Below are 21,071 nucleotides of genomic sequence, written 5' to 3'. Positions count from 1 at the left end.
TATTAAAGGGCGAGTAATAGATGGATTAACGAATCCGGGCGCTAGGTATCGAGCGCTAATTGAAAAACGAGCCGAGCCGCCGCGCGTGCAGTACGGCTATCGATATCGTGATCCGGGTTTAACTCGGCGAGATCAGCTAAGCGGAGCTTGCCGCTGTCGCGGATGGTTTCAATCAGTGGTTCTATCAACGCGAGTGAGACGCCGCGAGCGGCGGGAGCACTAACGCCAGGGGCTTCCCCAGCGGGCAGTACATCCAGGTCGATGGTTAGATAGAGGTGATCGCAACGCACCATGAAGCGTTCCAGGTCGCGTCGAATACACTCAAGGTGGGCCGGTTGAAAGTCCCGGTCTTCACGAACCATGACGCCGAGTTGTGCAGCACGGTTAAACAGTGCGCGCGTGTTGGCAGCGCGGCTTATGCCTAAGCAGGCGTAGCGAAACGGCCAGCCGCGCTTGGCGCATTCATCAGCAATTTGCGTAAAGGGGGTGCCCGAAGAGCGAACATGAGAGGGATCGCGCAGATCGAAGTGGGCATCAAAATTGATAATGCCGATGCGTGGTGCTTTTTCACCGTTATCAGCGAGATGCTGGGCAAGCCCCAGCCAACTGCCGTAGGCCACCTCATGGCCGCCACCTAGCACAACGGGAAAGTGTTCAGCCTTAAGCAACGCTGCTAATCGATCGGCGAGGGCTTGTTGGGCGGTTTCTAGGGCATCGCCTTCGCAGCGTACATTTCCCGCATCATAGGCTGGCCCTGTGCGGTGCCATGCCAGTGGTGCCAGCGCTTTACGCAATGCCGAAGGGCCTTGCGCAGCACCGGTACGTCCCTGGTTTCTGGCCACACCTGCATCGCTTTCAAAACCTAATAAAACACAGCCCGGCGCTGCCGTTTGGCTGAGCGGCTGGATCTTTTGATGCCACCGCTCACTGTTGGGTTCTGGGTCTGTTCTGCCCGCCCAGAGCGACATATCGAGCGCTGTTTCAGCGGATGTACTGCTAAACGTATGGTTAGAGGCGCTGTTAGAGGGGCTGTTAGAGGGGCTGTTAGAGGGGCTGTTAGTTGCCATGGGTAAGCACTCCCTGGAACAGGCGCTGACGAAGGCGTCCTGGCTGTACGGCGTACGCGAGCTCTGCGGGCGCATCGATATCCCATACGCAGATGTCGGCTTCTGCCCCTTCATGAATGAGCCCTTTACCTGGCAGCCCTAGCGCGGTTGCCCCATGGGCTGTCATGCCCGTCAGTGCTTCTTGGGGTGTTAGGCGGAACAGCGTGCAGGCCAAGTTGAGCATCAACGTGGGCATAAACAGTGGGGAGCTGCCAGGGTTTGCATCGGTCGCCACTGCCATTGGAACGCCTGCGGTGCGCAGGGCGGCGATAGGCGGTTGTTGCGTTTCACGCAGGGTATGGAAGGCACCAGGCAGTATGACCGCCACGCTACCCGCTTCACGCATGGCAGCGATGCCTGCGTCATCCAGGTACTCAATGTGGTCAGCAGATAATGCACCGTGGCGAGCGGCCATGGCTGTGCCACCTAGGTTAGAGAGCTGTTCGGCGTGAGCCTTGATGGGTAAGCCATGGGCTTTGGCGGCTTCAAACACTCGCTCGCACTGTTCCACCGAAAAGGCGATCTTTTCGCAGAACACATCAACCGCATCTGCCAGACCTTCGGCCACTGCTGCGGGGATCATTTCCTGGCAGACAAGATCGATATAGCCGTCGCTATCATCTTTGTATTCTGGGGGGAGGGCATGGGCGCCCAATAGCGTCGTGACGACGTTGACTGGCAGCATATCGCCGAGGCGACGCGCGACGCGCAGCATCTTGAGTTCATCTTTCAGGGTTAGCCCGTAGCCAGACTTAATCTCCACGGTGGTAACGCCGTCAGCAATCAGTGCTTCAAGACGCGGTTTCGCGAGTCTTAGCAGCTCATCTTCGCTAGCTTCACGCGTAGCGCGAACGGTACTGAGGATGCCGCCGCCGCGTTTAGCAATCTCTTCATAGCTAGCCCCTTCAAGCCGCGCTTCAAACTCTTCAGCCCGAGAACCACCAAATACAAGGTGGGTGTGGCAATCCACGAGGCCTGGGGTCATCACACCGCCGCTGCCCATCTCTGTACAGTTATTGGCGAGCTGCTCATTGAACTCACTCATGGGCGACAAGGCGATGATGTGCGCGCCTTCAGTAATAACGGCCATGCGGTCGGGCAATGTCCGCAAGCCATCGAAGATGCTGATATCGCGCCAGAGGCGACGATCCGTTGCATTCGGCATGAGGAGCTCCTTTCAAAGGCAATTAAAAAATTTATTCATAACTTAATGTATATACAATTAAGGTCAATATGAGCCGATTCGTCAAGACGCTTGTTTAAAAATAGAGTGCATGGTGGAATGTGCAAAAAGGCAGAATATTATATTTATGTTTTTAAACAGGTGTTTATGAATTTTTTAATTTGCATTAAGCGTGTTTTTAAGATGAATTATTAGACTAATGTCTATTTATATTGGCTGGGGGATGCTCTTCAATTGGTGTGTATATGTATATACATTATGTGTTGAAGATGCGTGGAAGGCTCACTAAACGCTGTTACACAACAAGAGGCATGCACATGCTCCCCCCTAATACCACCACCCGTCAGCGGCCCAGTGCCGCGCTGATCCTCAAACTGTTTTTGCCAAGTGCGCTAGGGATTTTGATTTTCTTCGTGCCTGTCGAAATAGGCGGTCGCAGCACTATATTGCTCGATCATATGGTGAGCGGAGCCCGACGCTGGCTAGGAGATGCCAGTGGCTTCTATGCGCTGGCGCTGATTGCCGCTGGGGCTGCGTACCCGTTGATTCGAGGTTACTGGAATCGAAATGTTACCGAACGCATTTTTACCGTTCTAAAATTACTTGGGGTAGTGGCCGCCCTGATGGCGCTGACTGGCTGGGGGCCTGCCTTTCTGCATGAACCGGATATGCTGCCTTTTTTGTTTGAAAAGCTGGTGATTCCCGTCGGCTTGATCGTTCCTATTGGCGCGATTTTCCTGGCCTTGTTGATCAGCTATGGGTTGCTTGAGCTTATTGGCGTGCTGGTTCAACCCGTAATGCGGCCCATTTGGCGAACGCCAGGGCGCTCGGCGATTGATGCTGTCGCCTCATTCGTGGGTAGTTACTCTATCGGCCTATTGATTACCAATCGGGTGTATCAGGCGGGTCAGTATTCCGCGCGGGAAGCCGCCATTATCGCCACGGGGTTCTCTACCGTCTCGTCAACATTCATGATTATCGTGGCACGCACGCTGGATTTAATGGCGGTGTGGAACGCCTATTTTTGGCTAACGTTATTGATCACGTTTATCGTCACAGCCGTCACTGTTCGCTTGCCGCCCTTATCGCGTATAGATGACAGTGCTGACGACGGAGAACCGACGGCGGTAGCAGGCAAACGGTTGCTAACGGCATGGCAGACCGGATTGGAAGTGGCCGCCCGAGCACCGGCGTTGCATAAAAGTGTCGCGATTAACTTTAAAGAAGGGCTCGTGATGGCGATTAGTATCCTGCCTTCGATTATGTCGGTAGGTTTATTGGGATTGCTTGCGGCTAAATACACGCCGTTATTTGAGTGGCTGGGTTGGCTGTTTTACCCCTTTGTTGCAGTGTGGGGCATTGCTGATGCGGCTGCACTTGCCCAGGCATCCGCTGCTGGTCTTGCCGAAATGTTTTTACCAGCACTGTTAATGGCAGAAGCGGACTTTGTTTCGCGTTTTGCTGCAGGCGTTGTATCAGTATCCGCTGTGCTGTTCTTCTCCGCCTCAATTCCTTGCATTCTTTCTACGAGCATTCCGCTTTCTGTAGGGCGCATGGTGGTAGTGTGGTTTATTCGTGTTGCTTTAAGCTTAATGCTCGCCATTCCCACCGGATATTTGGTGCAAGCGCTTATCAGCTAGATCTTTACCAGCTAAGTTTTTACCATCTAAGTCTTTATGACGCTTGGCGATGCACCGAGGAGCGCAGCTTGTAGCGGTCGCCTGGATGCAGTAGGCGGGCATAGCTGATGAGCTGCTCGCCTGACCACGTGCGCCGTACCATGCTTAGACAGGGGGTGGCGGTATCAATAGCAAGCCAATCGGCAGTTTGCTGATCGACAAGCACGGCTTCAACAGTGTGCTCTACGTCAGTAATTGGGCAGGCCGCTACCAACACTTCATTGGGTGTGTGCAGTGAGAAGTCGCTGGTTAAGTAGTTGGGCACCCAGCGAGGGTTAACGTAGCGATTTTCAAGCTGAATCGGCGTGTCGTCTTCCAAATGCACCAGCAGTGTCTGAAACACGCGGCTACCCAGGCGAACGCCTAGCCGCAAAGCGACTTCGTCATCCGCTTCAATGGCTTCACATATGAGTACGTGATTACTGTAATGGTGCCCCCTGAAGCGTACTTCATCGGCAATGTTGTAGACCTCGACCAGGGAGGATTCTGCTTTGCGATCTGTCACGAAGGTACCTAACCCAGGCTGGCGTGTAAGGTAGCCTTTTTGGACGAGATCACGAATCGCTTTATTAGCCGTCATTCGGCTTACCCCAAAATCTCGGGCTAGCTGCTCTTCAGGAGGGATCTGGTGGTGTGCTGGCCAGGCACCGCCCTGGATTTTCTCTAACAGGTGCTGCTGTATTTGCAGATAAAGTGGGGGAGCGCTGGTCATGAAGTGCCTTTCAAATGAATCTAGTGTCTAACCATAGTCAGTGTACCTTGTGCGAAGGCTGAGAGCATCCTGTTGCTGAAGGCACACCGGGCCATAAAAAGGCCCGGCGGCAACATGTTTTTTTATCGCTAGTGGTGGTCGTTCATAACCACTTTTAAGGTGTTTGCAACTCTACGCGCAGTGGTTCTAGGCCCATCCGGACGTTCTCAAAGCTGTAGCGGTCTAGCGTCATATCCTGGCTCCAGTAGCCTTGGGTTTGTTCGTCTTGGCTAAAAACGATCCGAAGAGCTTGGTTTTCATCGCCTATTAGCAGGGAAGTGACTTGCTCGGTGGCTGAGTTGTCTAGTAGGTCAAAGCCAATAAGTTCCTGCACGTTACGGTTAGCGCTGAGTAAGCCACTCTGCAAGCTCACAGGGACATCGAAATACTCATTTCCTGAGGTTTCATAAGCACCCTCGCGAACATGATATTCACCACTTTCAGGCAGGTAGCGGTCTCCCGGTAGTAAATAGCTTAGGCGAACGTTTTCCACGCTGATTGGAAATCCTGCTGAAGGGCGAGTCGTTTCGCTGGTATCCACCAGTGTTACGCCGCCACTGCCTGCCACTTGCCATTCGTCGTTATCAACAATGAGCGCGGTGCCTTCATCAATGCCGATCCCTAATGGCTGGCCATCTTCATGTTCCAGCATGACGGCTAGCAGTCGGCCCAGGCGGGCTTTGCGGTCGAAGTGTTGATCGATCAAGCCGTCTTCAAAGAAGCCTAACCCTGGGCGCACAACGGCAGGGCCAAACTCTTGATTATTCATGCTCTCATAGTCATCGCTGAACCCCTTAAAAAGGGCGCCTTGACTATCGCCACCTGCGAGCATGGCAGACGACATAATTGCTGCCCCAGCGCTGGTGCCTGCCAGAACGCCACCGCGCGTGTGGAAATCACGTATAGCGGCTAGCACCGGCGTATCGCTGCCATCTTCTGCGAGTAGAACTGCGGTGATACGAGTTTGATCGCCGCCTAGAAACCAGATGGCATCTAGCTCACTGATCTCGTCAGCAAGTGCTTCATCTTGTCCGTTGTTCGCCCAGGTTGATTCATCTACTTCTTCGGTACGGCTATCATCGTTAACCGCTAGCGGAAGCAGGCGAATATTCTCTTCTGTAAGACCCAGGCGGGTGAACGCCTCAACTATTTTGCCGTAGTTGCCGGAAATATTGCCGGTAGCAGCAGGCACCACGCCAAGGCGGATATCCTCGGCAGGCTTATCGACGGGATTGATGACTGCTTGGAAGATATCTTGGTGGCTCTCTTGTAAAAAACCACCTGCGATAATGAGCGCCCCGGGTGAGTCGGCAAAGGCTGCTTGGCTGCTAATTAATGCACTACCCAGTGAGAGGGCGAGAAGCGAGTGTTTCAGGGTACGGCGAGTCATGGTGTTTGACATGAATAGCTTCCTTAATCAATACGTCTCGTTTCGTCAGTGATTGACGAATTCGGAAAAAATCTGATGACGGATCGATCAAGCTATTCGTTATACCACTCGCTGAGGGCAGTACGGGTGAGGGGGTACGCACCTGTACGCACGACCGCATCAACCCAGCGGCTAAGTAACAGCCGATAGGTAGGCGAAAGTAATGACAGGCAATCGTTTGGCATAAGGAAACGCTTCTGCTTGTTATCGTTTTTTTCAAAACTACCACTGCCACTTGGTGTTTAGCAAACGCTTAGCGCTTTTGTAGAAAGCAATGGTCAATAAGCGTTAACAACAGTGGTGATATCCCGATGGCGCTTATTTATTGTTGTTAACATGCTTATTTAAATCGCTGATAACTGTGAGCAATAGCAGAACAAACACTGAAATTGAGGAGTTATTTTGCGCCTGCACTATTCTGGTTCACTGCCCGAGCGCGTCGGTTTTTTATTGTTGCCGCGCTTTTCCATGATGGCGTTTTTTTCTGCGGTGGAGCCGTTGCGAATTGCCAATCGTATTAGTGGTCAAGCGTTATTTGAGTGGACGCTCTTTAGTTGTGATGGTGAGCCTGTCACTGCAAGCAATGGCATGACGCTATTAGTCGATCAGGCCATGGGTAGAGGTCTCGATCTGCCATCGTTGGCTGTGTGTAGCGGCTTTGAACCTGAAGATCATTTAAGCCGAGCGCTCATTTCATGGCTGCACCGGCTTGATCAAGCGGGATGTGCCCTAGGTGGGTTGGACACCGGAGGCTTTATATTAGCCGCCGCTCAGTTATTGAAGGGGGAGCGAATCACCTTGCATTGGGAGAGCTTGCCGGTCTTTCGTGAGCGTTTTCCAACGATTGAAACGACCGACGAGTTATTTGAGATCGGGGAGCGACGTTTTTCCTGTGCAGGGGGAGCCGCTGCCATGGATATGGCCTTAGCAGTCATCGCCAGACGACACGGATCCAAGCTGGCGGTTGATGTTTCCGAGCAGCTCATTCACGAGCGTTTACGCAGTCGCAGCGATCAGCAACGGATGTCACTGGCTCAGCGTTTAGGCACCCATCATCGGCGTTTGGTTGACGCCGTTGCGCTAATGGAAAGGCATCTCGAAGAGCCTTTACCTCTCTTCGAGATTGCCGAACGTGTTGGGGTGTCTTCTCGCCATCTTCAGCGGCTGTTTGAGGATCATCTTCATCAAACACCCCGCCAATGGTATTTGTCACTTCGTTTAGCCCGGGCAAAGCGTTTACTTATTGAAACTGATATGGAAATTTTAGCGGTGGGCGTGGCGTGTGGGTTTGGCTCGAGCTCCAGCTTTTCACGTGCTTTCCGTGCCCATTTTGGCAGTTCGCCGCGTGCCTCACGCGGTGCTTGAAAGGAGGGCTGTTGCTAAAAAGGGAAGTTACGCCAGGCGCCGCAGCTAAGCGCACCTGGCGTTATAGGGCGGAGTGTTAGGTTGTTTTTCTGCGCCGGGCATCGAGCGTCTCGCGGAACAGCGAAATCAGCACACCAGCCGTCATCACGAGCACTACAATACTGAGTGGAAGGGCGGCCGCGATAAGTGCTGTCTGTAGCGCCGTAAGACCACCGGCAATCAGCAGTACCGCCGCCACTAAACCAATCACCACGCCCCAGAACACTCGGAAGCGTTTAGGCGGTTCATTGTCACCTAATGACAAAATGGTGGTCAGCACTAACGTGCCGGAGTCTGAAGAGGTGACAAACCAGCTCATTAGCAGAAATACCATCATGGCGGAGAGTATCCACCCAAACGTGCCGCTGCCGACAATGTTATCAGCCGTGGCAAACAGGGCGGAGGGCAGGTTCCAAGCGTTAACCAGCTCAATAATACCGGCGCTACCTGGGCCGCCCGTAGCGTAGAGCTCCTGATACATGGCGTTGCCGCCAAAGATGATCAGCCAAACAAAAATGATCAGGGTAGGTACTAACAGAACGCCCAATACAAACTCACGTAACGTACGTCCTTTAGAAATTCGCGCGATGAAAAGGCCCACAAAGGGAGCCCAGGCTAGCCACCAGCCCCAGTAGAAGATTGTCCAACCTTGTTGCCAAGCGGCGGTTCCTTCCTTATCAGCGTACCAAAGCCCCATGGGGATGAAATTGATAGCGTAGTCGAGCATGGTTTCGCCGAACGCCATGATGAGCCACAACGTGGGGCCTGCAATTAGGAAAATGCTCACGACCACTAGGGACACCCAGATATTCATCTCGGAAATAAGACGAATACCACCGCGTACGCCGGATACGGCTGAGAGTATTGAGATAACTGAAATACCTGCGATAAGCATTAACTGGGTATTTAGCCCTGGGTCGACACCTATTAACCGTTCTAAGCCAACAGCCATTTGGCTAACCCCAAGCCCCAGCGACGTAGCGACGCCAAAGACGCAGCCCAGCACCCCAAGGATATCAAACAGGTGGCCTATAGGGCCGAAGATACGTTCACCGATAAAAGGATAAAGCGCCGAGCGCAGTGCGAGCGGCAACCCTTTTCGATAAGCAAAATACGCCAGCGACATACCGACAATGACATAGATGGCCCAGCCGTGAAGCCCCCAGTGAAATAGGGTAACGCGTAACGCATCGATAGCGCGCTCGTGGCCGATGGCGGCGGCACCTGCCATGTCTGCATGAGGGTTGTTGGGGTAGCCAAAGGCGCCGGTATCGTCAAGGTAAAACACGGGCTCAGCGACGCCAAAAAATAGGATGCCAATGCCGATGCCCGCAGAGAGAAGCATGGAAAACCATGCAAAATTGCTAAACTCAGGGCGGCTGTCGTCAGTGCCAAGCCTTACGCTGCCATAGCGACTGAAGACAATGAAGGCGCAGACCGCTAGCAGCAGCATTACGGTAATTAGGTAATAACCGCTAAACGTGCTCTCGATCCAGGCGCGTGTTGCTCCGAACACGCTGCCCGCTGTGTCTGAGCCAAGTCCGGTGAAAAGTACGAAAAGCAGCACTAGGCCGCTAGCGGTTAACGTCATTCCCTTGTGCATGCCTTGGAAGAACCCGCCTTGGGCGAGCTCTGTCACCATGTAGTCTGTACTGAGTTCGGCCTTGGGTGAGTTGTTATGCGAAGGCGGCGTGGGTTGGTGAGAGGGAGTTGGCGTAGCGATATGCTTGTCCTCTTGGGCCGGACGTCGGGCCGGCAATCCCGGTCAACCGTCCGTGCTGACGGACGGCTCTCATTATTTTTAGTGTTGCTTTGCTATGTGGTTTTACTATGCCGTTTTGCCGTGTCGTTATCGCCGTATGGCAATAGTGCGGCCGGCCAGCTCTGGCCATGTTGATGGCGCTGCTAAAGGTAACGCAGAAATGGCTTCCTCAACGGGGGATGGGAAAGGCGCAGGGCGAGCGGTATCGATATCAATGCCCATCAGCATCTGCTCGCTGGTGGCAAGTAGGTTGCCTGCCTCATCCTGTAGCTTAAAGAAAACATGCAGGCGTTTGGTATCGTGATCCAGCAGGGTCAGCTCCACGCTGAGAGGCTGTCCTTCGTGGGCCTCGCGGCGATAACAAAGATGCGTCTCAAGGGTGTAGATGGTATAGCCATGGCGAGCGCGCCCGGCGGTGTCCAGGCCAATATGTTCCATGAGTGCTTCTACCGCCAGTGAGAATACTCGGGCGTATTCGGCATCGTTCATATGACCGTTGTAGTCGACCCACTCTGAGGCAACGCAGCTTTGCAAAATAATCATTAGATACGTCCTTCCAAGCCTTCTGCTTCAGGCCAATATTTGTGTACTAAACCGAGCAGTTCCACCAGAAAGTCATCACGGCGGCGATCAAGCTCGGCTACTGAGCGACCAGCGGCTTGATGCTCACAGCCTTCTACCACGCGATCAATAAGTTCGTTGGTAAGCTCGGGAGCTTCAAGCTTTGTCCATGGAAGTTTTAACGCCGGACCGAACTGTTCAAGCATGTGGCGCATCCCTGACTCACCGCCAGCCAAGTGAAAAGTGAGAAAGGTGCCCATTAGTGACCAACGTAAACCACAGCCATAGACGACGGCGGCATCTATTTCCTCGGTTGTCGCCACGCCATCGTTGACTAGATGCAGCGCCTCACGCCATAGCGCTTCCATTAGGCGGTCAGCAATATGCCCCTCAATTTCTCGGCGCACAATCAGTGGGCGCATGGCGAGTGCTTGGTATTGCGCATGGGCACGCTCTAACTCATCAGGCGTGGTGGCTTCCCCGCCCACCAGTTCTACGAGCGGCAGTAAATAAACGGGATTAAAGGGGTGTGCGACGATCACGCGCCCCGGTGCCCGTGTGCAGGCATGCTGCAAATCGGTGGGTTTGAAGCCGGACGTTGACGATCCGATTAAGACCTCTGGGGCTGCTGCGGCATCCAGGGCGGCAAGCACCTCACGCTTAAGCGCGAGCCGCTCGGGTACGTTTTCCTGGATCAGGTCGGCGCCTTCAACAGCTGCCTCAAGGCTTTCCACGAAGCGCAGCCGCTGGGGGCTGGCGCCCTCGGCTAGACCCTGACGCTGCAAAGATCCCCATGCATTCTCAACGAAGGCGCGAGTACGCAGTGGTGCATCAGGGGCTGGATCAAAGGCCACGACGTCCCAGCCACGCGCTAGGGCGCGCGCGATCCAGCCATTGCCAATAACTCCCGTGCCTATAACCGATAGCTGTTGAGTCATGCCTGACCTTCCGTGGTTAGTGTGTTGGAGTGGCTGGTATGCGGATCGCGCAAGTTGAGATGCACGCGAGTTTCTGCGGGTGTCATCACTCGGCCACCAAGGTTGTCGATGACAGTGGCGGCTTTCTCAACTAATTGCCCATTAGTCGCCATTACGCCCTTTTTAAGATAAAGATTATCTTCAAGACCGACGCGGGCATGGCCGCCGAGTAGAACCGCCTGAGCCACCATGGGCATCTGATGTCGACCGATGCCGAAAGCTGCCCACTGAGCGTTTTCCGGCAATTTATTGCGCATGGTCAACATCGTTTCAGTATCGGCTTCAGCGCCCCAGGGAATGCCCAAGCAGAGTTGATAAAGAGGGTCGCCATCAATCAGCCCTTCCTGCTGTAGCTGGCGTGCGAACCAAACGTGGCCCAGGTCGAAACATTCCAGCTCTGGCTTGACGCCAGCTGCTTGCACCAAGCGAGCATGCTCGCGTAGCCAGTCGGCAGGGTTTACGTAGACCATATTGCCAAAGTTAAGGCTGCCGCAGTCTAGGGTGCAGAGTTCGGGCAAAAGCTCACCGACTGGCTCATGGCGCTGGGCAGGCGTCTGGATGTCCGTGCCGGGCCCGCCACGAGTCGGGTCTTGGGCGTCAGGAATCCAATCACCGCCACCGCCAGCGGTAATATTCATGACAATATCCACGTTCGCTTCGCGTACGCGCTCCATCACTTCGCGGAAGTGAGCTAAGGAGTGGCTGATCCCTCCCGTTTTAGGATCACGCACATGGATATGAGCAACGCTGGCACCGGCTTTCGCTGCGGTAATGCAGTCGTTAGCGATTTGTTTAGGTGTGATCGGCACATGTGGGTTTTTGCCGGTGGTATCGCCTGCGCCGGTAACAGCGCAAGTTAAAATAACGTTGCGGTTCATTGGCCGCTCCTTGAAAGTGGTTCTAAGTAACGTGCTTCAGTATGGCTAAATAGCGTGATTAGAATTGACATTAAGCGACGTTAAATATGCACAAAGCGTCGTTATTAATAAGTGGAGTTAATGCGATGCATCTTGAGGATTACCAAAAGTTTGACGCCACTGGTCTTGCTGACCTGATTCGCCGCCGAGAGGTAAGTCAAACGGAGGTGTTCGATGCGGCAGTAGCTGCGATTGAAACGCTTAATCCATCTCTTCATGCAGTGGTAAGAACACGCTTTGAAAAAGCGAAGCACGAGGGTGACCACGTGCTGGAAAGCTCGGTATTTGCGGGTGTCCCCACGCTAAGTAAAGACTTATTGATGGCGCTAGAAGGCGAGCCGCTGGCGTTCGGAAGTTCATCGTTATCAGCGTGGTGTCCTAAGCAAGATTCGCTGATTATTCAGCGTGTGCGGGCGGCAGGGTTAGTGGTGGTGGGGCAAACGGCCACGCCGGAATTAGGGCTAATGGGGATTACGGAACCTAAGGCATTTCCCCACCCGCAGAATCCATCTAAAAAGGGCTATTCCCCTGGCGGCTCAAGCGGTGGCGCCGCAGCGGCGGTCGCAAGCGGAATGGTGCCTATTGCGCTGGCAGGCGATGGCGGTGGTTCTATCCGTATTCCTGCCAGTTATTGTGGTTTGTTCGGTTTTAAACCTTCCCGCGGACGGGTGCCGTTAGCGCCTGCCCACAGTGAAGTATGGCAGGGCGCGGTGGTCGAGCATGCCATCACCCGCAGCGTGCGCGATAGTGCAGCATTGCTAGAACAGATTAACGGCATGGCACCTTCTGGCCCTTACCCAGTACCGCGGGAAACGGGCTATGTGGATGCCTTATCAGCTTCCTCTAAGCCGCTACGCATCGCCGTATCGCTGGGTGATTTTTTAAGTCACGGGTTGGGCACCCAATTAAGCACAGATGTGAGAGTGGCGGTTGAGAAAGCCGCAAAGGCACTGGCCGACATGGGGCACGAGGTGGAGTGGTGTGAGCCACCGGTTGATGGCGATGCCTTGGCCGATAGTTACCTGACGCTCTACCTTGGCCATTTAGCCGCTGATCTTCAGTGGGTAAGCCAGCAAACCGGTGTGCCGGTGCACCGGTTAGCCATTGAGCCGTCTACCCGCGCCGTTGGCAGGCTAGGCGCTAAGCTGTCGGCGAAAGATTACGAGCTAGCCAAGCGCTATTGGCACGAGGCTGCCGAGCAGATGAGCCAGTTTCACCAGCGTTATGACGCCATGGTGTTGCCGGTAGCCGCGGATACTGCTCCCAAAATAGGCGAACTTTATCCCTCTGCGGCTCGCGAGCGATTGATGTCTCTGTTAGCTGTTCCTGGCGCATCAGCGCTGGCATTAAAAGCAGGGGTGTTAAAGCACCTAGCGGTGGATGCGCTCAGCCGCACCCCGTTCACGCAATTGGCGAATCTTACCGGCCAGCCTGCTATGTCGGTACCTTTCCATGTGGCGGCCAATGGGTTGCCCGTTGGGGTGCAAGTGGTAGGGCGCCTGGGTGAGGATAAGCAACTGCTACAGCTGGCGGCGGATATGGAGCGGCATGGTGATTGGCAGTGTCGTGTATGCCAACATTAAAGTTTGGTGTGAGTCCCCCCTAAAACTACCTCTCTTGCCTATGTGAAATCGCTGACGGTTAAAACTGATACACCGTCAGCGGTTCAACGTCTGGCTGTTTCTGCAACCAAAGTATAAACAAATGGGGCTTTCGCTTGTCTCGCCATACTACCATACTAGTTGTATCAGGTGAGGGCCGTATAGCGGTCATCGAATTTGGAGGCTCGTTATGAATACGCTTCAAGCACTGTGGGGGGAGACTCGCGAAAGCGATCCCGTTCGGCAGCGCCTTTATCAAGTATTACGTCAGTCGGTTATTCAAATGGTACTCGCACCAGGTCAGGCGCTATCGGAAAAGGAAATTGCTGACACTTTTTCGGTCAGCCGCCAGCCAGTGCGGGAAGCCTTCATTCGGCTCTCTGAGGCAGGATTGGTTGAGGTAAAACCTCAGCGCGGTACTTACGTAGTAAAGATCTCTCAACGGGCGGTGCTTGAAGCGCGCTTTGTGCGTGAGGCGGTGGAAGTCGCGGTCGTGAAGCTAGCTGCTGAAAAAGGGCTTGAGCCAGCTGTACTGGTGGAGCTACATGATTTGCTAGCACGTCAGCGCCGTTGTATTGAACCTAATGATAATGATCGCTTTTATCGTCTTGATGAAGAATTCCACCGGACGCTTTCACTGGGTGTTCAGCAGTACGCGGCTTGGAAAGTCATTGAAGAAGTTCGTGCTCAGCTTGACCGAGTACGCTACCTCAGTGTGCCGCATAGCACCCCGCTGGAACGGCTTGTGAATCAGCACGCCAACATTATTGCCGCCATTGAAGCACGAGATATATCCCAAGCAGAGCAGGCGATGTCACTTCATTTACGTGAAATTTTGGTCTCGATGCCTGACTTGATTCGTCGTTTCCCTGCCATGTTTGAAGAACAAGCAGCGTTTGAAGAACAAGACTTCCCCGTGCTGAAGCAGGAGCTGACGCAATGAAGATTGAGCACGCTTATACCATCGTGACATCGCCAGGCCGCAACTTTGTAACACTGAAAATTGTCACCGATCAAGGCGAGTATGGCATTGGTGATGCCACTCTCAATGGCCGTGAAATGGCCGTGGTGGCTTATCTGGAAGAGCATGTTATTCCGATGCTAATTGGGCGAGACCCCCAGCGCATTGAGGATATCTGGCACTACCTTTATCGCGGTGCATACTGGCGGCGTGGGCCGGTCACCATGAGTGCCATTGCCGCTGTGGATATGGCGCTGTGGGACATTAAAGCAAAGCTCGCAGGCATGCCGCTGTATCAATTGCTTGGAGGCAAGAGCCGTGATCGGGTGATGGTGTATGGCCATGCAACGGGGCGTGATATTGAAGCGTGCCTGGAAGAGGTCGCCCGCCATGTGGATGAGGGCTACAAAGCGGTACGTGTGCAGGCCGGTGTGCCCGGTATTGCCAGCATTTATGGCGTCGCCAAAAAAGATGGCGAGCCTTACGAGCCTGCCGACTCTGATTTGCCCGCCGAGCACGTCTGGAGTACCAGCAAATACCTGAATCATGTGCCTAAGCTATTTGCCGCCGTGCGTGAGCGTTTCGGCGACGATCTGCATGTACTCCACGATGTTCATCACCGTCTGACGCCCATCGAAGCCGCTCGTTTAGGTAAGGAGGTTGAGCCTTACCACCTATTCTGGCTTGAAGACTGCGTACCGGCTGAGAATCAGGAGGCGTTTGGGCTTATTCGTCAACACACCACCACGCCGCTGGCGGTGGGCGAAGTCTTTAATAGCTTGTTTGATGCTAAAGCACTGATTGAAAACCAGTGGATCGACTATATCCGCGCCACCTTAACCCATGCTGGTGGTATTACCCATGTGCGCCGTATCGCTGATTTGGCTGGCCTTTACCACGTGCGTACCGGTTTCCACGGACCAACGGATCTTTCGCCTGTCTGCCTGGGCGCTGCAATTCATTTTGATACCTGGGTGCCTAATTTTGGCATTCAGGAATATATGCCGCATACCAGCGCCACTGACGAGGTTTTTCCCCACGATTATCGCTTTGAGGATGGCCATTTCATCGTCGGTGAAAAGCCTGGGCACGGTGTTGATATCGATGAGCAGTTAGCCAAGCAATACCCCTATAAGCGCGCCAGCCTACCGGTGAACCGGCTAGAAGACGGCACCTTGTGGCACTGGTGAAGGAGTCCATCTCAATGAAAGCATTTCAGGTAAAGGCGCCCCATGACTATCAGGTCGCGGAAGTTGAGCCGCCCAAGGTGGCCGCTGGTGAAGCGCTGGTACGCGTAGCATTTGCCGGTATCTGCGGCTCGGATATGCACATTATCCATGGCGATAACGCCTTTGTGCGCTTTCCGCGCATTACTGGCCACGAGTTCGCCGGTGTTGTGGAAGCGGTGGGAGAAGGCGTGGCTGAGGTCGCCGTCGGGGATCGGGTGTGCATTGACCCCGTTATCAGCTGTGGTGAGTGCTACCCCTGCCGTATTGGCCGTCCCAATGTGTGCAGCTCGCTGGAAGTAATCGGCGTGCATCGCGATGGTGGGTTTGAAGAGTTTGTCGCCGTGCCTGTCGCTAATGTGCATCACCTGCCTGACCATATCGGGCTAGACGCTGCTGCCTTAGTTGAGCCCTACACCATTGCGGCCAATGTGCTTGATCGGATGCAGCCACACTCCGGTGATCGGCTGATGATTTTGGGAGCGGGTGTAATTGGTATGACGATTCTACAGATGGCTTTGGCCAAGGGGATTGAAGAGGTCATCGTCACGGACGTTATCAACGAGCGATTAGCTGTCGCGAAGCAGCTTGGGGCGACGCAGGTATTAAATAGCCGAGAGCAAAATGTTGAAAAAAAAGTACTCGCGCTAACCCAGGGCGAAGGTGTGCCACTGATTGCCGATGCGGCCTGCGTGCCTGCGCTGTTGCCACAAATGCTGCGCCTAGCATCGCCGGCAGGGCGCATTGGTTTACTGGGCTTTAGCGCCCAGCCCAGCGACCTTGTGCAGCTAGAAGTGATTAAGAAAGAGCTGACCCTAGTGGGGTCGCGCCTTAACAACCGTAAGTTTCCGGAGGTGCTTGAGCTAATGGCAAGCGGGCAGTTGGATCCGTTGGCGCTTGTCAGCCATCGGTTGCCGCTAAACGACATGCCTAGTGCTATCGATATGCTTGATCACCGACCAGAAGAGGCCCGTAAGGTGCTGATTGAAATCAGCGCTTGAAGGGGCTACGCCAACGCATGCCAACCCACGCGTAGTTAACCGCTGCAATTAACAACTAACAACACTCGTGTGCAGGAGAAATACAATGATTAAAAAACTGATTACCAGCGCTGTTCTGGGGGCCGCCATACTAGGCAGCCATTCTTTATTGGCAGCAGATTTCACTCTGCGTTTTGGTCATTTGGCCAATGAGCAGAACATTTGGCACCAAGCTACCGAAAAGTTTAAACAGGAAGTTGAAGCTAACTCGGATGGGCAGATTGAGGTGCGTCTTTATCCCAGCGAGCAGTTGGGTAATGAAATGGACGTGATTAATAGCATTCAACTGGGCACAGCGGATATGACTATTACGGGGGAGAGCCTACAGAACTGGGCGCCCAAAGCCGCCATGATGGCAGTACCATACGCCTTTAGAGATTCCGAGCATCTCCATGCTGCCGTTAACGGCGATATCGGTGCTGAGATTGAAGCGCAAATCACTGAGCGTACTAACTTAGTCCCTCTGGCGTGGTTTGAGCGTGGCCCCCGCGAGTTGACCTCCAATCGCCCCATCCGTCATCCAGACGAGCTTGATGGGTTACGCCTTCGCGTACCTAACGTGCCGCTGTTTGTTGATACATGGCAGGCAATGGGCGCACGCCCTACGCCAATGGCGTTCAGCGAAGTGTTCACCGCGCTTCAGCAAAATACCCTGGAAGGCCAAGAAAATCCGCTTAGCCTGATTGAAAGCGCCAGCTTCAATGAGGTGCAGGACTACGTCAACATGACCGGCCATGTGCGCAGCTGGATCTATGTAGTGATTGGCCGCAACCAGTTGGAGAGTATGCCCGAAGATCTACAGCAAGTGGTCCGAGATGCTGCGCAGACCATGCAAGCGTATGAAGCTGAACTGTTTACTGAGGATCAGGCACGCCTTGAACAAGCATTACAAGATCGCGGCATGGAGCTTATAGAGGTTGATGTTGATGCCTTTGCTGAGAAAGCTCGCCCCGCCGTACTTGACGCTTTAACGCCAGAACAGCGTGAGATTTTTGACGCTATCCAAGACTTATAAGGCGCTAGTAGAGATTTTGTAGTGAATGACTAATGAAACTGGGCGGGTAGCACGACAGCCCAGTTTCTACTGCAATAGCGGCTTGCCCCTGAGGATATGGTTATGAACTCGGATCACAAAGCGCTTGAACAGCAAGCGTTGGAGAGTCTGGATTCAATGTCGGCGGTGCCTAAGTTTAAAGGCTCCATTGGGCGTGTGATCGGCTGGGTGGATAAATGCTTTTTAACCTTGGCTGTCATGGCGCTGATAGCCATTGCTGCCACGGTACTGCTGCAAATATGTTCGCGGCTGTTTTTACCGTTTTCGATTGCCTGGACGGAAGAGCTTTCGCGTTACTTGTTCGTATATATGGTGGCGTTATCTGCCGGGGTGGTGCTACGCCAAAACCGCAACATCAGCGTTGAGCTTTTTCATCATCTGCTGAGCCCACGTATGAAAGCGGCTTTCCAGGTATTGATCTGCTTGTTGGTTGGCCTATTTGCCTTTCTGGTGCTGCCTTACGCTTGGCAGTATGCGCAAAACGGTACCTGGCAAACCTCACCAACGCTGCGTGTACCCATGCTGTATATCTTTTTCTCAACGGTTATCACCTTTGCGCTACTCCTGGTTTACAGCTTACTGGGATGCCTTGAGGGGATTATCGCAATGTGTCGCTCTTCTGCCTCCCTTCAGGAGTCGTAAGCATGGAAGTCATTATCCTGTTTAGTGTTTTCTTGGTTCTGCTATTGGTAGGCATGCCTATAGCATTTGCGTTGGGGCTGGCGTCACTTTCTTACCTCCTTCTAGAGGGCATTTCATTGACGATTGTGCCGCAACGCATGTACGCGGGAATCGATACCTTTGTGCTGCTCTGTATTCCCGGCTTTGTATTGGCCGGTAATCTGATGAATGCGGGCAATATTACTGAGCATATTGTGCGCTTTGCCAACGCATTGTTAGGCCATATTCGTGGGGGGTTGGGGCTGGCGAATGTCGGTGGATCGATGATTTTTGGCGGTATTTCAGGTACCGCTGTGGCGGATTCTGCCAGCATCGGTTCAGTGATGATCCCCGGTATGGCCCGTTCAGGCTACGATAAACCGTTTGCTGCTGCGGTGACCGCGGCGTCATCTACCATCGGGCCCATTATTCCGCCCAGCGTGCCGATGATTATCGCTGGTTCGCTAAGTGGTATTTCGGTAGGGCGGATGTTCCTGGCAGGCGCCGTACCGGGGCTGCTAATGGGCCTGGCGATGATGATCACGGTGTATATTCTGGCCGTTCGCCGTGGCTACCCTAAAGAGAAGCGGGTGCCTTTCCTGCAACTGCTGCGTGAAGCGAAAACAGCATTCTGGGCGCTGCTGATGACCGTGATTATTCTCTACGGCATCATCGGTGGTTTCTTTACCCCAACGGAGGCGTCTATCGTTGCCTCTCTTTATGCGTTAGTTGTGGGCATGTACGTCTATAAAGGCCTGGCATGGAGAGACCTACCGTCAATCTTATCTGACACGGTATTAACCTCTGCGGCGCTGCTGTTGATGGTGGGGTTAGCCAACCTGTTTGGCTGGATACTGACCAGCGAACAGATCCCACAAATGATTGCCGCACTGATTCTCTCTATTAGCGACAACCCGCTGATTGTTTTACTCATCCTTAACCTGATTCTGCTATTTGTCGGCGCTTTTATGGAAACCATTGCAGCGCTGATTATTCTTTTCCCCGCCTTGGTGGGTGTGGCCACTGGCGTTGGTGTTGACCCGGTGCATTTTGCGGTCATCGCGGTATTAAACCTGATGATTGGTCTAACAACGCCGCCGGTAGGGGTATGTCTATTTGTAGTAGCAGGGATTGGCAAACTGCCTATGTTGACGGTGGCAAAAGCCATCGTGCCATTTTTGCTGTGCAACTTAGCCGTGTTGCTGCTGGTAACTTATGTCCCCGCGATCTCGCTTTGGTTGCCTAACTTGCTGATGGGGAGTAATTAACGATGGCCCTGCAACGTATTGACGCTTCGCCAAAAAGTGACCAGGTCGCTATCGTCCACCTGGGCTTGGGGGCTTTCCACCGAGCTCACCAAGCCGTGTATTTAGAGCGCTATCGCCAGCGTAGTGGCGACGTTGAGTGGGGCGTGTGTAGCGCGAATTTACGCTCAAGCGTTGGCTTGGTCGATGGCTTGCGTGATGCTGACTACCGTTACCAGGTAGCCGAATACGCTGACAGTGACACCCTGACCCTGCGTGAAATAGGCGTGATCGAAGAGACGCTATTCTCGGGCCGTGATGACGCGGACGAAGGTATGGATAGCTGGGGCAGAGACCGAGAGACGCTGCTGGCGCGAATGGCCTCTGCTGATACGCGTATTGTGACTCTAACGGTGACCGAGAAGGGCTACTTTCTAAACCCAGCCAGCGGTGAATTAAGAGTCGATGATCCGATGATCATCGGTGATATAGCCTCGCCCCAACAACCGCGTACCGCCCCAGGACTATTGGTGGAAGCGTTAGCACGGCGGCGCGAGGCTGGCATTGCCCCCTTTACGGTGCTGTCTTGCGACAATATGCCGGATAACGGCAAACGAACACGTCAGGCGGTGGTACAACTGGCCGAGCATCGAGATGCAGAATTGGCCAGTTGGATTGCCAGTGAAGTGGCATTTCCCTGCAGCATGGTGGATCGTATTGTGCCCGCGATGACCGATGCCGACTTTGAGCGTTTAACGGCACTGGGAGTTTCCGATCCAAACGCTGTGGTATGCGAAGCGTTTACGCAGTGGGTGGTCGAAGATAACTTTTCACTCGGGCGGCCGAGTTGGGAAGTTGAGGGCGTGGAGATGGTCGCCGATGTGGCGCCCTTTGAAACCATGAAGCTACGTATGCTCAATGGCAGCCACTCCTTACTGGCTTATCTGGGGGCATTAGCGGGTATTGAAACGGTCTTTGACGGCGTCAATCATTCCGAGCTTCGTGCTGCCTTACGCCGCTATATGCTTGAAGAGGCGGCTCCCACTCTTGAGATGCCCGATGGCATCGATTTAGACGTCTATGCTGACTCGCTGCTGGCACGCTTCGCCAATGACAGTTTACGTCATCGCCTGCAGCAAATTGCGATGGATGGTAGCCAAAAACTCCCGCAACGTTGGCTTTCGGGCATGTTGGAACGCAGTGTCGCTGGGCAATCATCTCCCTGCGTAGCGTTGGGGATGGCTGCCTGGATTCGCTACACCGCAGGCCAAGACTTACACGGCAATAGTTACCCTGTGGATGATCCGTTAGCCAAACGCTTTGCGGAGCTGCACCAAGCGCATGGTAGTGATCCCTGCGCTCTGGTAGCGGCCTATTTAGCCATGGACGACGTGGTGCCTAGTGAGCTGGCAACGGATAAGCGGGTTGCCCAGGCTGTGCTGACCGCTTATCAGACGTTGACCCAAGATGGACTGGCTGGAGCGCTCGCAGCGCTTGAGCGCAACTAACATTAGGA

At 53.9% G+C, this 21,071-nt stretch carries 18 protein-coding genes; 10 read left to right on the top strand and 8 right to left on the bottom strand.

Annotated elements, in window-relative coordinates:
* Positions 1–41: 41 nt before the first annotated feature.
* Positions 42–1,067 carry a formimidoylglutamase gene (gene hutG, locus B6A39_RS12145; protein WP_083006055.1) on the bottom strand — a complete coding sequence of 342 codons (1,026 nt, stop codon included), beginning with the start codon at positions 1,065–1,067 and terminating at the stop codon, positions 42–44.
* Positions 1,057–2,271, bottom strand: coding sequence for an imidazolonepropionase (gene hutI, locus B6A39_RS12140; protein WP_083006053.1), 1,215 nt, complete (start codon positions 2,269–2,271; stop codon positions 1,057–1,059). Before hutI ends, hutG begins: the two co-directional genes overlap by 11 nt.
* Before the next feature lie 335 nt (positions 2,272–2,606).
* On the opposite strand from hutI, the gene B6A39_RS12135 reads away from it, so the two are divergent.
* Complete coding sequence (locus tag B6A39_RS12135; protein ID WP_232318702.1) at positions 2,607–3,929, top strand: YjiH family protein; 1,323 nt, start codon at positions 2,607–2,609, stop codon at positions 3,927–3,929.
* 34 nt (positions 3,930–3,963) lie between these two features.
* On the opposite strand, the gene hutC is transcribed toward B6A39_RS12135, so the two are convergent.
* The gene (gene hutC, locus B6A39_RS12130) at positions 3,964–4,680 is read right to left on the bottom strand and encodes a histidine utilization repressor (RefSeq protein ID WP_083006049.1); all 717 of its coding nucleotides are present in this window, start codon (positions 4,678–4,680) and stop codon (positions 3,964–3,966) included.
* Between the two features lie 154 nt (positions 4,681–4,834).
* Positions 4,835–6,121 carry a cyanophycinase gene (locus B6A39_RS12125; RefSeq protein WP_083006047.1) on the bottom strand — a complete coding sequence of 429 codons (1,287 nt, stop codon included), beginning with the start codon at positions 6,119–6,121 and terminating at the stop codon, positions 4,835–4,837.
* Positions 6,122–6,550: 429 nt separating this feature from the next.
* Between B6A39_RS12125 and B6A39_RS12120 the strand changes: the two genes are divergently transcribed.
* Positions 6,551–7,513, top strand: coding sequence for a GlxA family transcriptional regulator (locus B6A39_RS12120; RefSeq protein ID WP_083006046.1), 963 nt, complete (start codon positions 6,551–6,553; stop codon positions 7,511–7,513).
* A 76-nt stretch (positions 7,514–7,589) separates the two neighbouring features.
* On the opposite strand, the gene B6A39_RS12115 is transcribed toward B6A39_RS12120, so the two are convergent.
* From B6A39_RS12115 to B6A39_RS12100, 4 genes are all read right to left on the bottom strand, one after another.
* A complete protein-coding gene (locus B6A39_RS12115; protein WP_442906241.1) occupies positions 7,590–9,311 on the bottom strand; it encodes a BCCT family transporter in 1,722 nt (573 codons plus the stop codon).
* A 90-nt stretch (positions 9,312–9,401) separates the two neighbouring features.
* Positions 9,402–9,857: a thioesterase family protein gene (locus tag B6A39_RS12110; protein WP_083006042.1), complete on the bottom strand. Its 456-nt coding sequence runs from the start codon at positions 9,855–9,857 to the stop codon at positions 9,402–9,404.
* Complete coding sequence (locus tag B6A39_RS12105; RefSeq protein WP_083006040.1) at positions 9,857–10,813, bottom strand: L-carnitine dehydrogenase; 957 nt, start codon at positions 10,811–10,813, stop codon at positions 9,857–9,859. Before B6A39_RS12105 ends, B6A39_RS12110 begins: the two co-directional genes overlap by 1 nt.
* Positions 10,810–11,730: a 3-keto-5-aminohexanoate cleavage protein gene (locus B6A39_RS12100; RefSeq protein ID WP_083006038.1), complete on the bottom strand. Its 921-nt coding sequence runs from the start codon at positions 11,728–11,730 to the stop codon at positions 10,810–10,812. Before B6A39_RS12100 ends, B6A39_RS12105 begins: the two co-directional genes overlap by 4 nt.
* Positions 11,731–11,855: 125 nt before the next feature.
* Between B6A39_RS12100 and B6A39_RS12095 the strand changes: the two genes are divergently transcribed.
* The 8 genes from B6A39_RS12095 to B6A39_RS12060 all read left to right on the top strand — a co-directional run bounded on the left by B6A39_RS12095 (position 11,856) and on the right by B6A39_RS12060 (position 21,063).
* A complete protein-coding gene (locus tag B6A39_RS12095; protein WP_083006036.1) occupies positions 11,856–13,352 on the top strand; it encodes an amidase in 1,497 nt (498 codons plus the stop codon).
* 208 nt (positions 13,353–13,560) lie between these two features.
* Complete coding sequence (locus B6A39_RS12090; RefSeq protein WP_083006035.1) at positions 13,561–14,313, top strand: GntR family transcriptional regulator; 753 nt, start codon at positions 13,561–13,563, stop codon at positions 14,311–14,313.
* Positions 14,310–15,521, top strand: coding sequence for a D-mannonate dehydratase ManD (gene manD / locus B6A39_RS12085; RefSeq protein WP_083006033.1), 1,212 nt, complete (start codon positions 14,310–14,312; stop codon positions 15,519–15,521). The genes B6A39_RS12090 and manD overlap by 4 nt, the downstream gene beginning before the upstream one ends.
* A gap of 14 nt (positions 15,522–15,535) precedes the next feature.
* Positions 15,536–16,558 (top strand): Zn-dependent oxidoreductase, encoded by a 1,023-nt coding sequence (locus B6A39_RS12080; protein WP_083006031.1) that lies wholly within the window; start codon positions 15,536–15,538, stop codon positions 16,556–16,558.
* An 85-nt stretch (positions 16,559–16,643) separates the two neighbouring features.
* Positions 16,644–17,612 carry a TRAP transporter substrate-binding protein gene (locus B6A39_RS12075; protein ID WP_083006029.1) on the top strand — a complete coding sequence of 323 codons (969 nt, stop codon included), beginning with the start codon at positions 16,644–16,646 and terminating at the stop codon, positions 17,610–17,612.
* Positions 17,613–17,714: 102 nt separating this feature from the next.
* Positions 17,715–18,293 carry a TRAP transporter small permease gene (locus tag B6A39_RS12070; protein WP_083006027.1) on the top strand — a complete coding sequence of 193 codons (579 nt, stop codon included), beginning with the start codon at positions 17,715–17,717 and terminating at the stop codon, positions 18,291–18,293.
* Positions 18,294–18,295: 2 nt separating this feature from the next.
* A complete protein-coding gene (locus B6A39_RS12065; RefSeq protein ID WP_083006025.1) occupies positions 18,296–19,579 on the top strand; it encodes a TRAP transporter large permease in 1,284 nt (427 codons plus the stop codon).
* Between the two features lie 2 nt (positions 19,580–19,581).
* Complete coding sequence (locus tag B6A39_RS12060) at positions 19,582–21,063, top strand: mannitol dehydrogenase family protein (protein WP_083006023.1); 1,482 nt, start codon at positions 19,582–19,584, stop codon at positions 21,061–21,063.
* Positions 21,064–21,071: the final 8 nt, after the last annotated feature.

The organism is Halomonas sp. GT, from assembly GCF_002082565.1.
GTDB lineage: Bacteria > Pseudomonadota > Gammaproteobacteria > Pseudomonadales > Halomonadaceae > Vreelandella.
Note: the sequence above shows the minus strand (reverse complement) of the source record. Positions and strands in the feature narration are given on the sequence as shown.

What these genes read in the sequence shown, in the direction of transcription:
- hutG (WP_083006055.1), bottom strand. Translation starts at nt 1,067, where the DNA reads ATGGCAACTAACAGCCCCTCTAACAGCCCCTCTAACAGCCCCTCTAAC.
- hutI (WP_083006053.1), bottom strand. Translation starts at nt 2,271, where the DNA reads ATGCCGAATGCAACGGATCGTCGCCTCTGGCGCGATATCAGCATCTTC.
- B6A39_RS12135 (WP_232318702.1), top strand. Translation starts at nt 2,607, where the DNA reads ATGCTCCCCCCTAATACCACCACCCGTCAGCGGCCCAGTGCCGCGCTG.
- hutC (WP_083006049.1), bottom strand. Translation starts at nt 4,680, where the DNA reads ATGACCAGCGCTCCCCCACTTTATCTGCAAATACAGCAGCACCTGTTA.
- B6A39_RS12125 (WP_083006047.1), bottom strand. Translation starts at nt 6,121, where the DNA reads ATGTCAAACACCATGACTCGCCGTACCCTGAAACACTCGCTTCTCGCC.
- B6A39_RS12110 (WP_083006042.1), bottom strand. Translation starts at nt 9,857, where the DNA reads ATGATTATTTTGCAAAGCTGCGTTGCCTCAGAGTGGGTCGACTACAAC.
- B6A39_RS12105 (WP_083006040.1), bottom strand. Translation starts at nt 10,813, where the DNA reads ATGACTCAACAGCTATCGGTTATAGGCACGGGAGTTATTGGCAATGGC.
- B6A39_RS12100 (WP_083006038.1), bottom strand. Translation starts at nt 11,730, where the DNA reads ATGAACCGCAACGTTATTTTAACTTGCGCTGTTACCGGCGCAGGCGAT.
- B6A39_RS12095 (WP_083006036.1), top strand. Translation starts at nt 11,856, where the DNA reads ATGCATCTTGAGGATTACCAAAAGTTTGACGCCACTGGTCTTGCTGAC.
- B6A39_RS12090 (WP_083006035.1), top strand. Translation starts at nt 13,561, where the DNA reads ATGAATACGCTTCAAGCACTGTGGGGGGAGACTCGCGAAAGCGATCCC.
- manD (WP_083006033.1), top strand. Translation starts at nt 14,310, where the DNA reads ATGAAGATTGAGCACGCTTATACCATCGTGACATCGCCAGGCCGCAAC.
- B6A39_RS12080 (WP_083006031.1), top strand. Translation starts at nt 15,536, where the DNA reads ATGAAAGCATTTCAGGTAAAGGCGCCCCATGACTATCAGGTCGCGGAA.
- B6A39_RS12075 (WP_083006029.1), top strand. Translation starts at nt 16,644, where the DNA reads ATGATTAAAAAACTGATTACCAGCGCTGTTCTGGGGGCCGCCATACTA.
- B6A39_RS12070 (WP_083006027.1), top strand. Translation starts at nt 17,715, where the DNA reads ATGAACTCGGATCACAAAGCGCTTGAACAGCAAGCGTTGGAGAGTCTG.
- B6A39_RS12065 (WP_083006025.1), top strand. Translation starts at nt 18,296, where the DNA reads ATGGAAGTCATTATCCTGTTTAGTGTTTTCTTGGTTCTGCTATTGGTA.
- B6A39_RS12060 (WP_083006023.1), top strand. Translation starts at nt 19,582, where the DNA reads ATGGCCCTGCAACGTATTGACGCTTCGCCAAAAAGTGACCAGGTCGCT.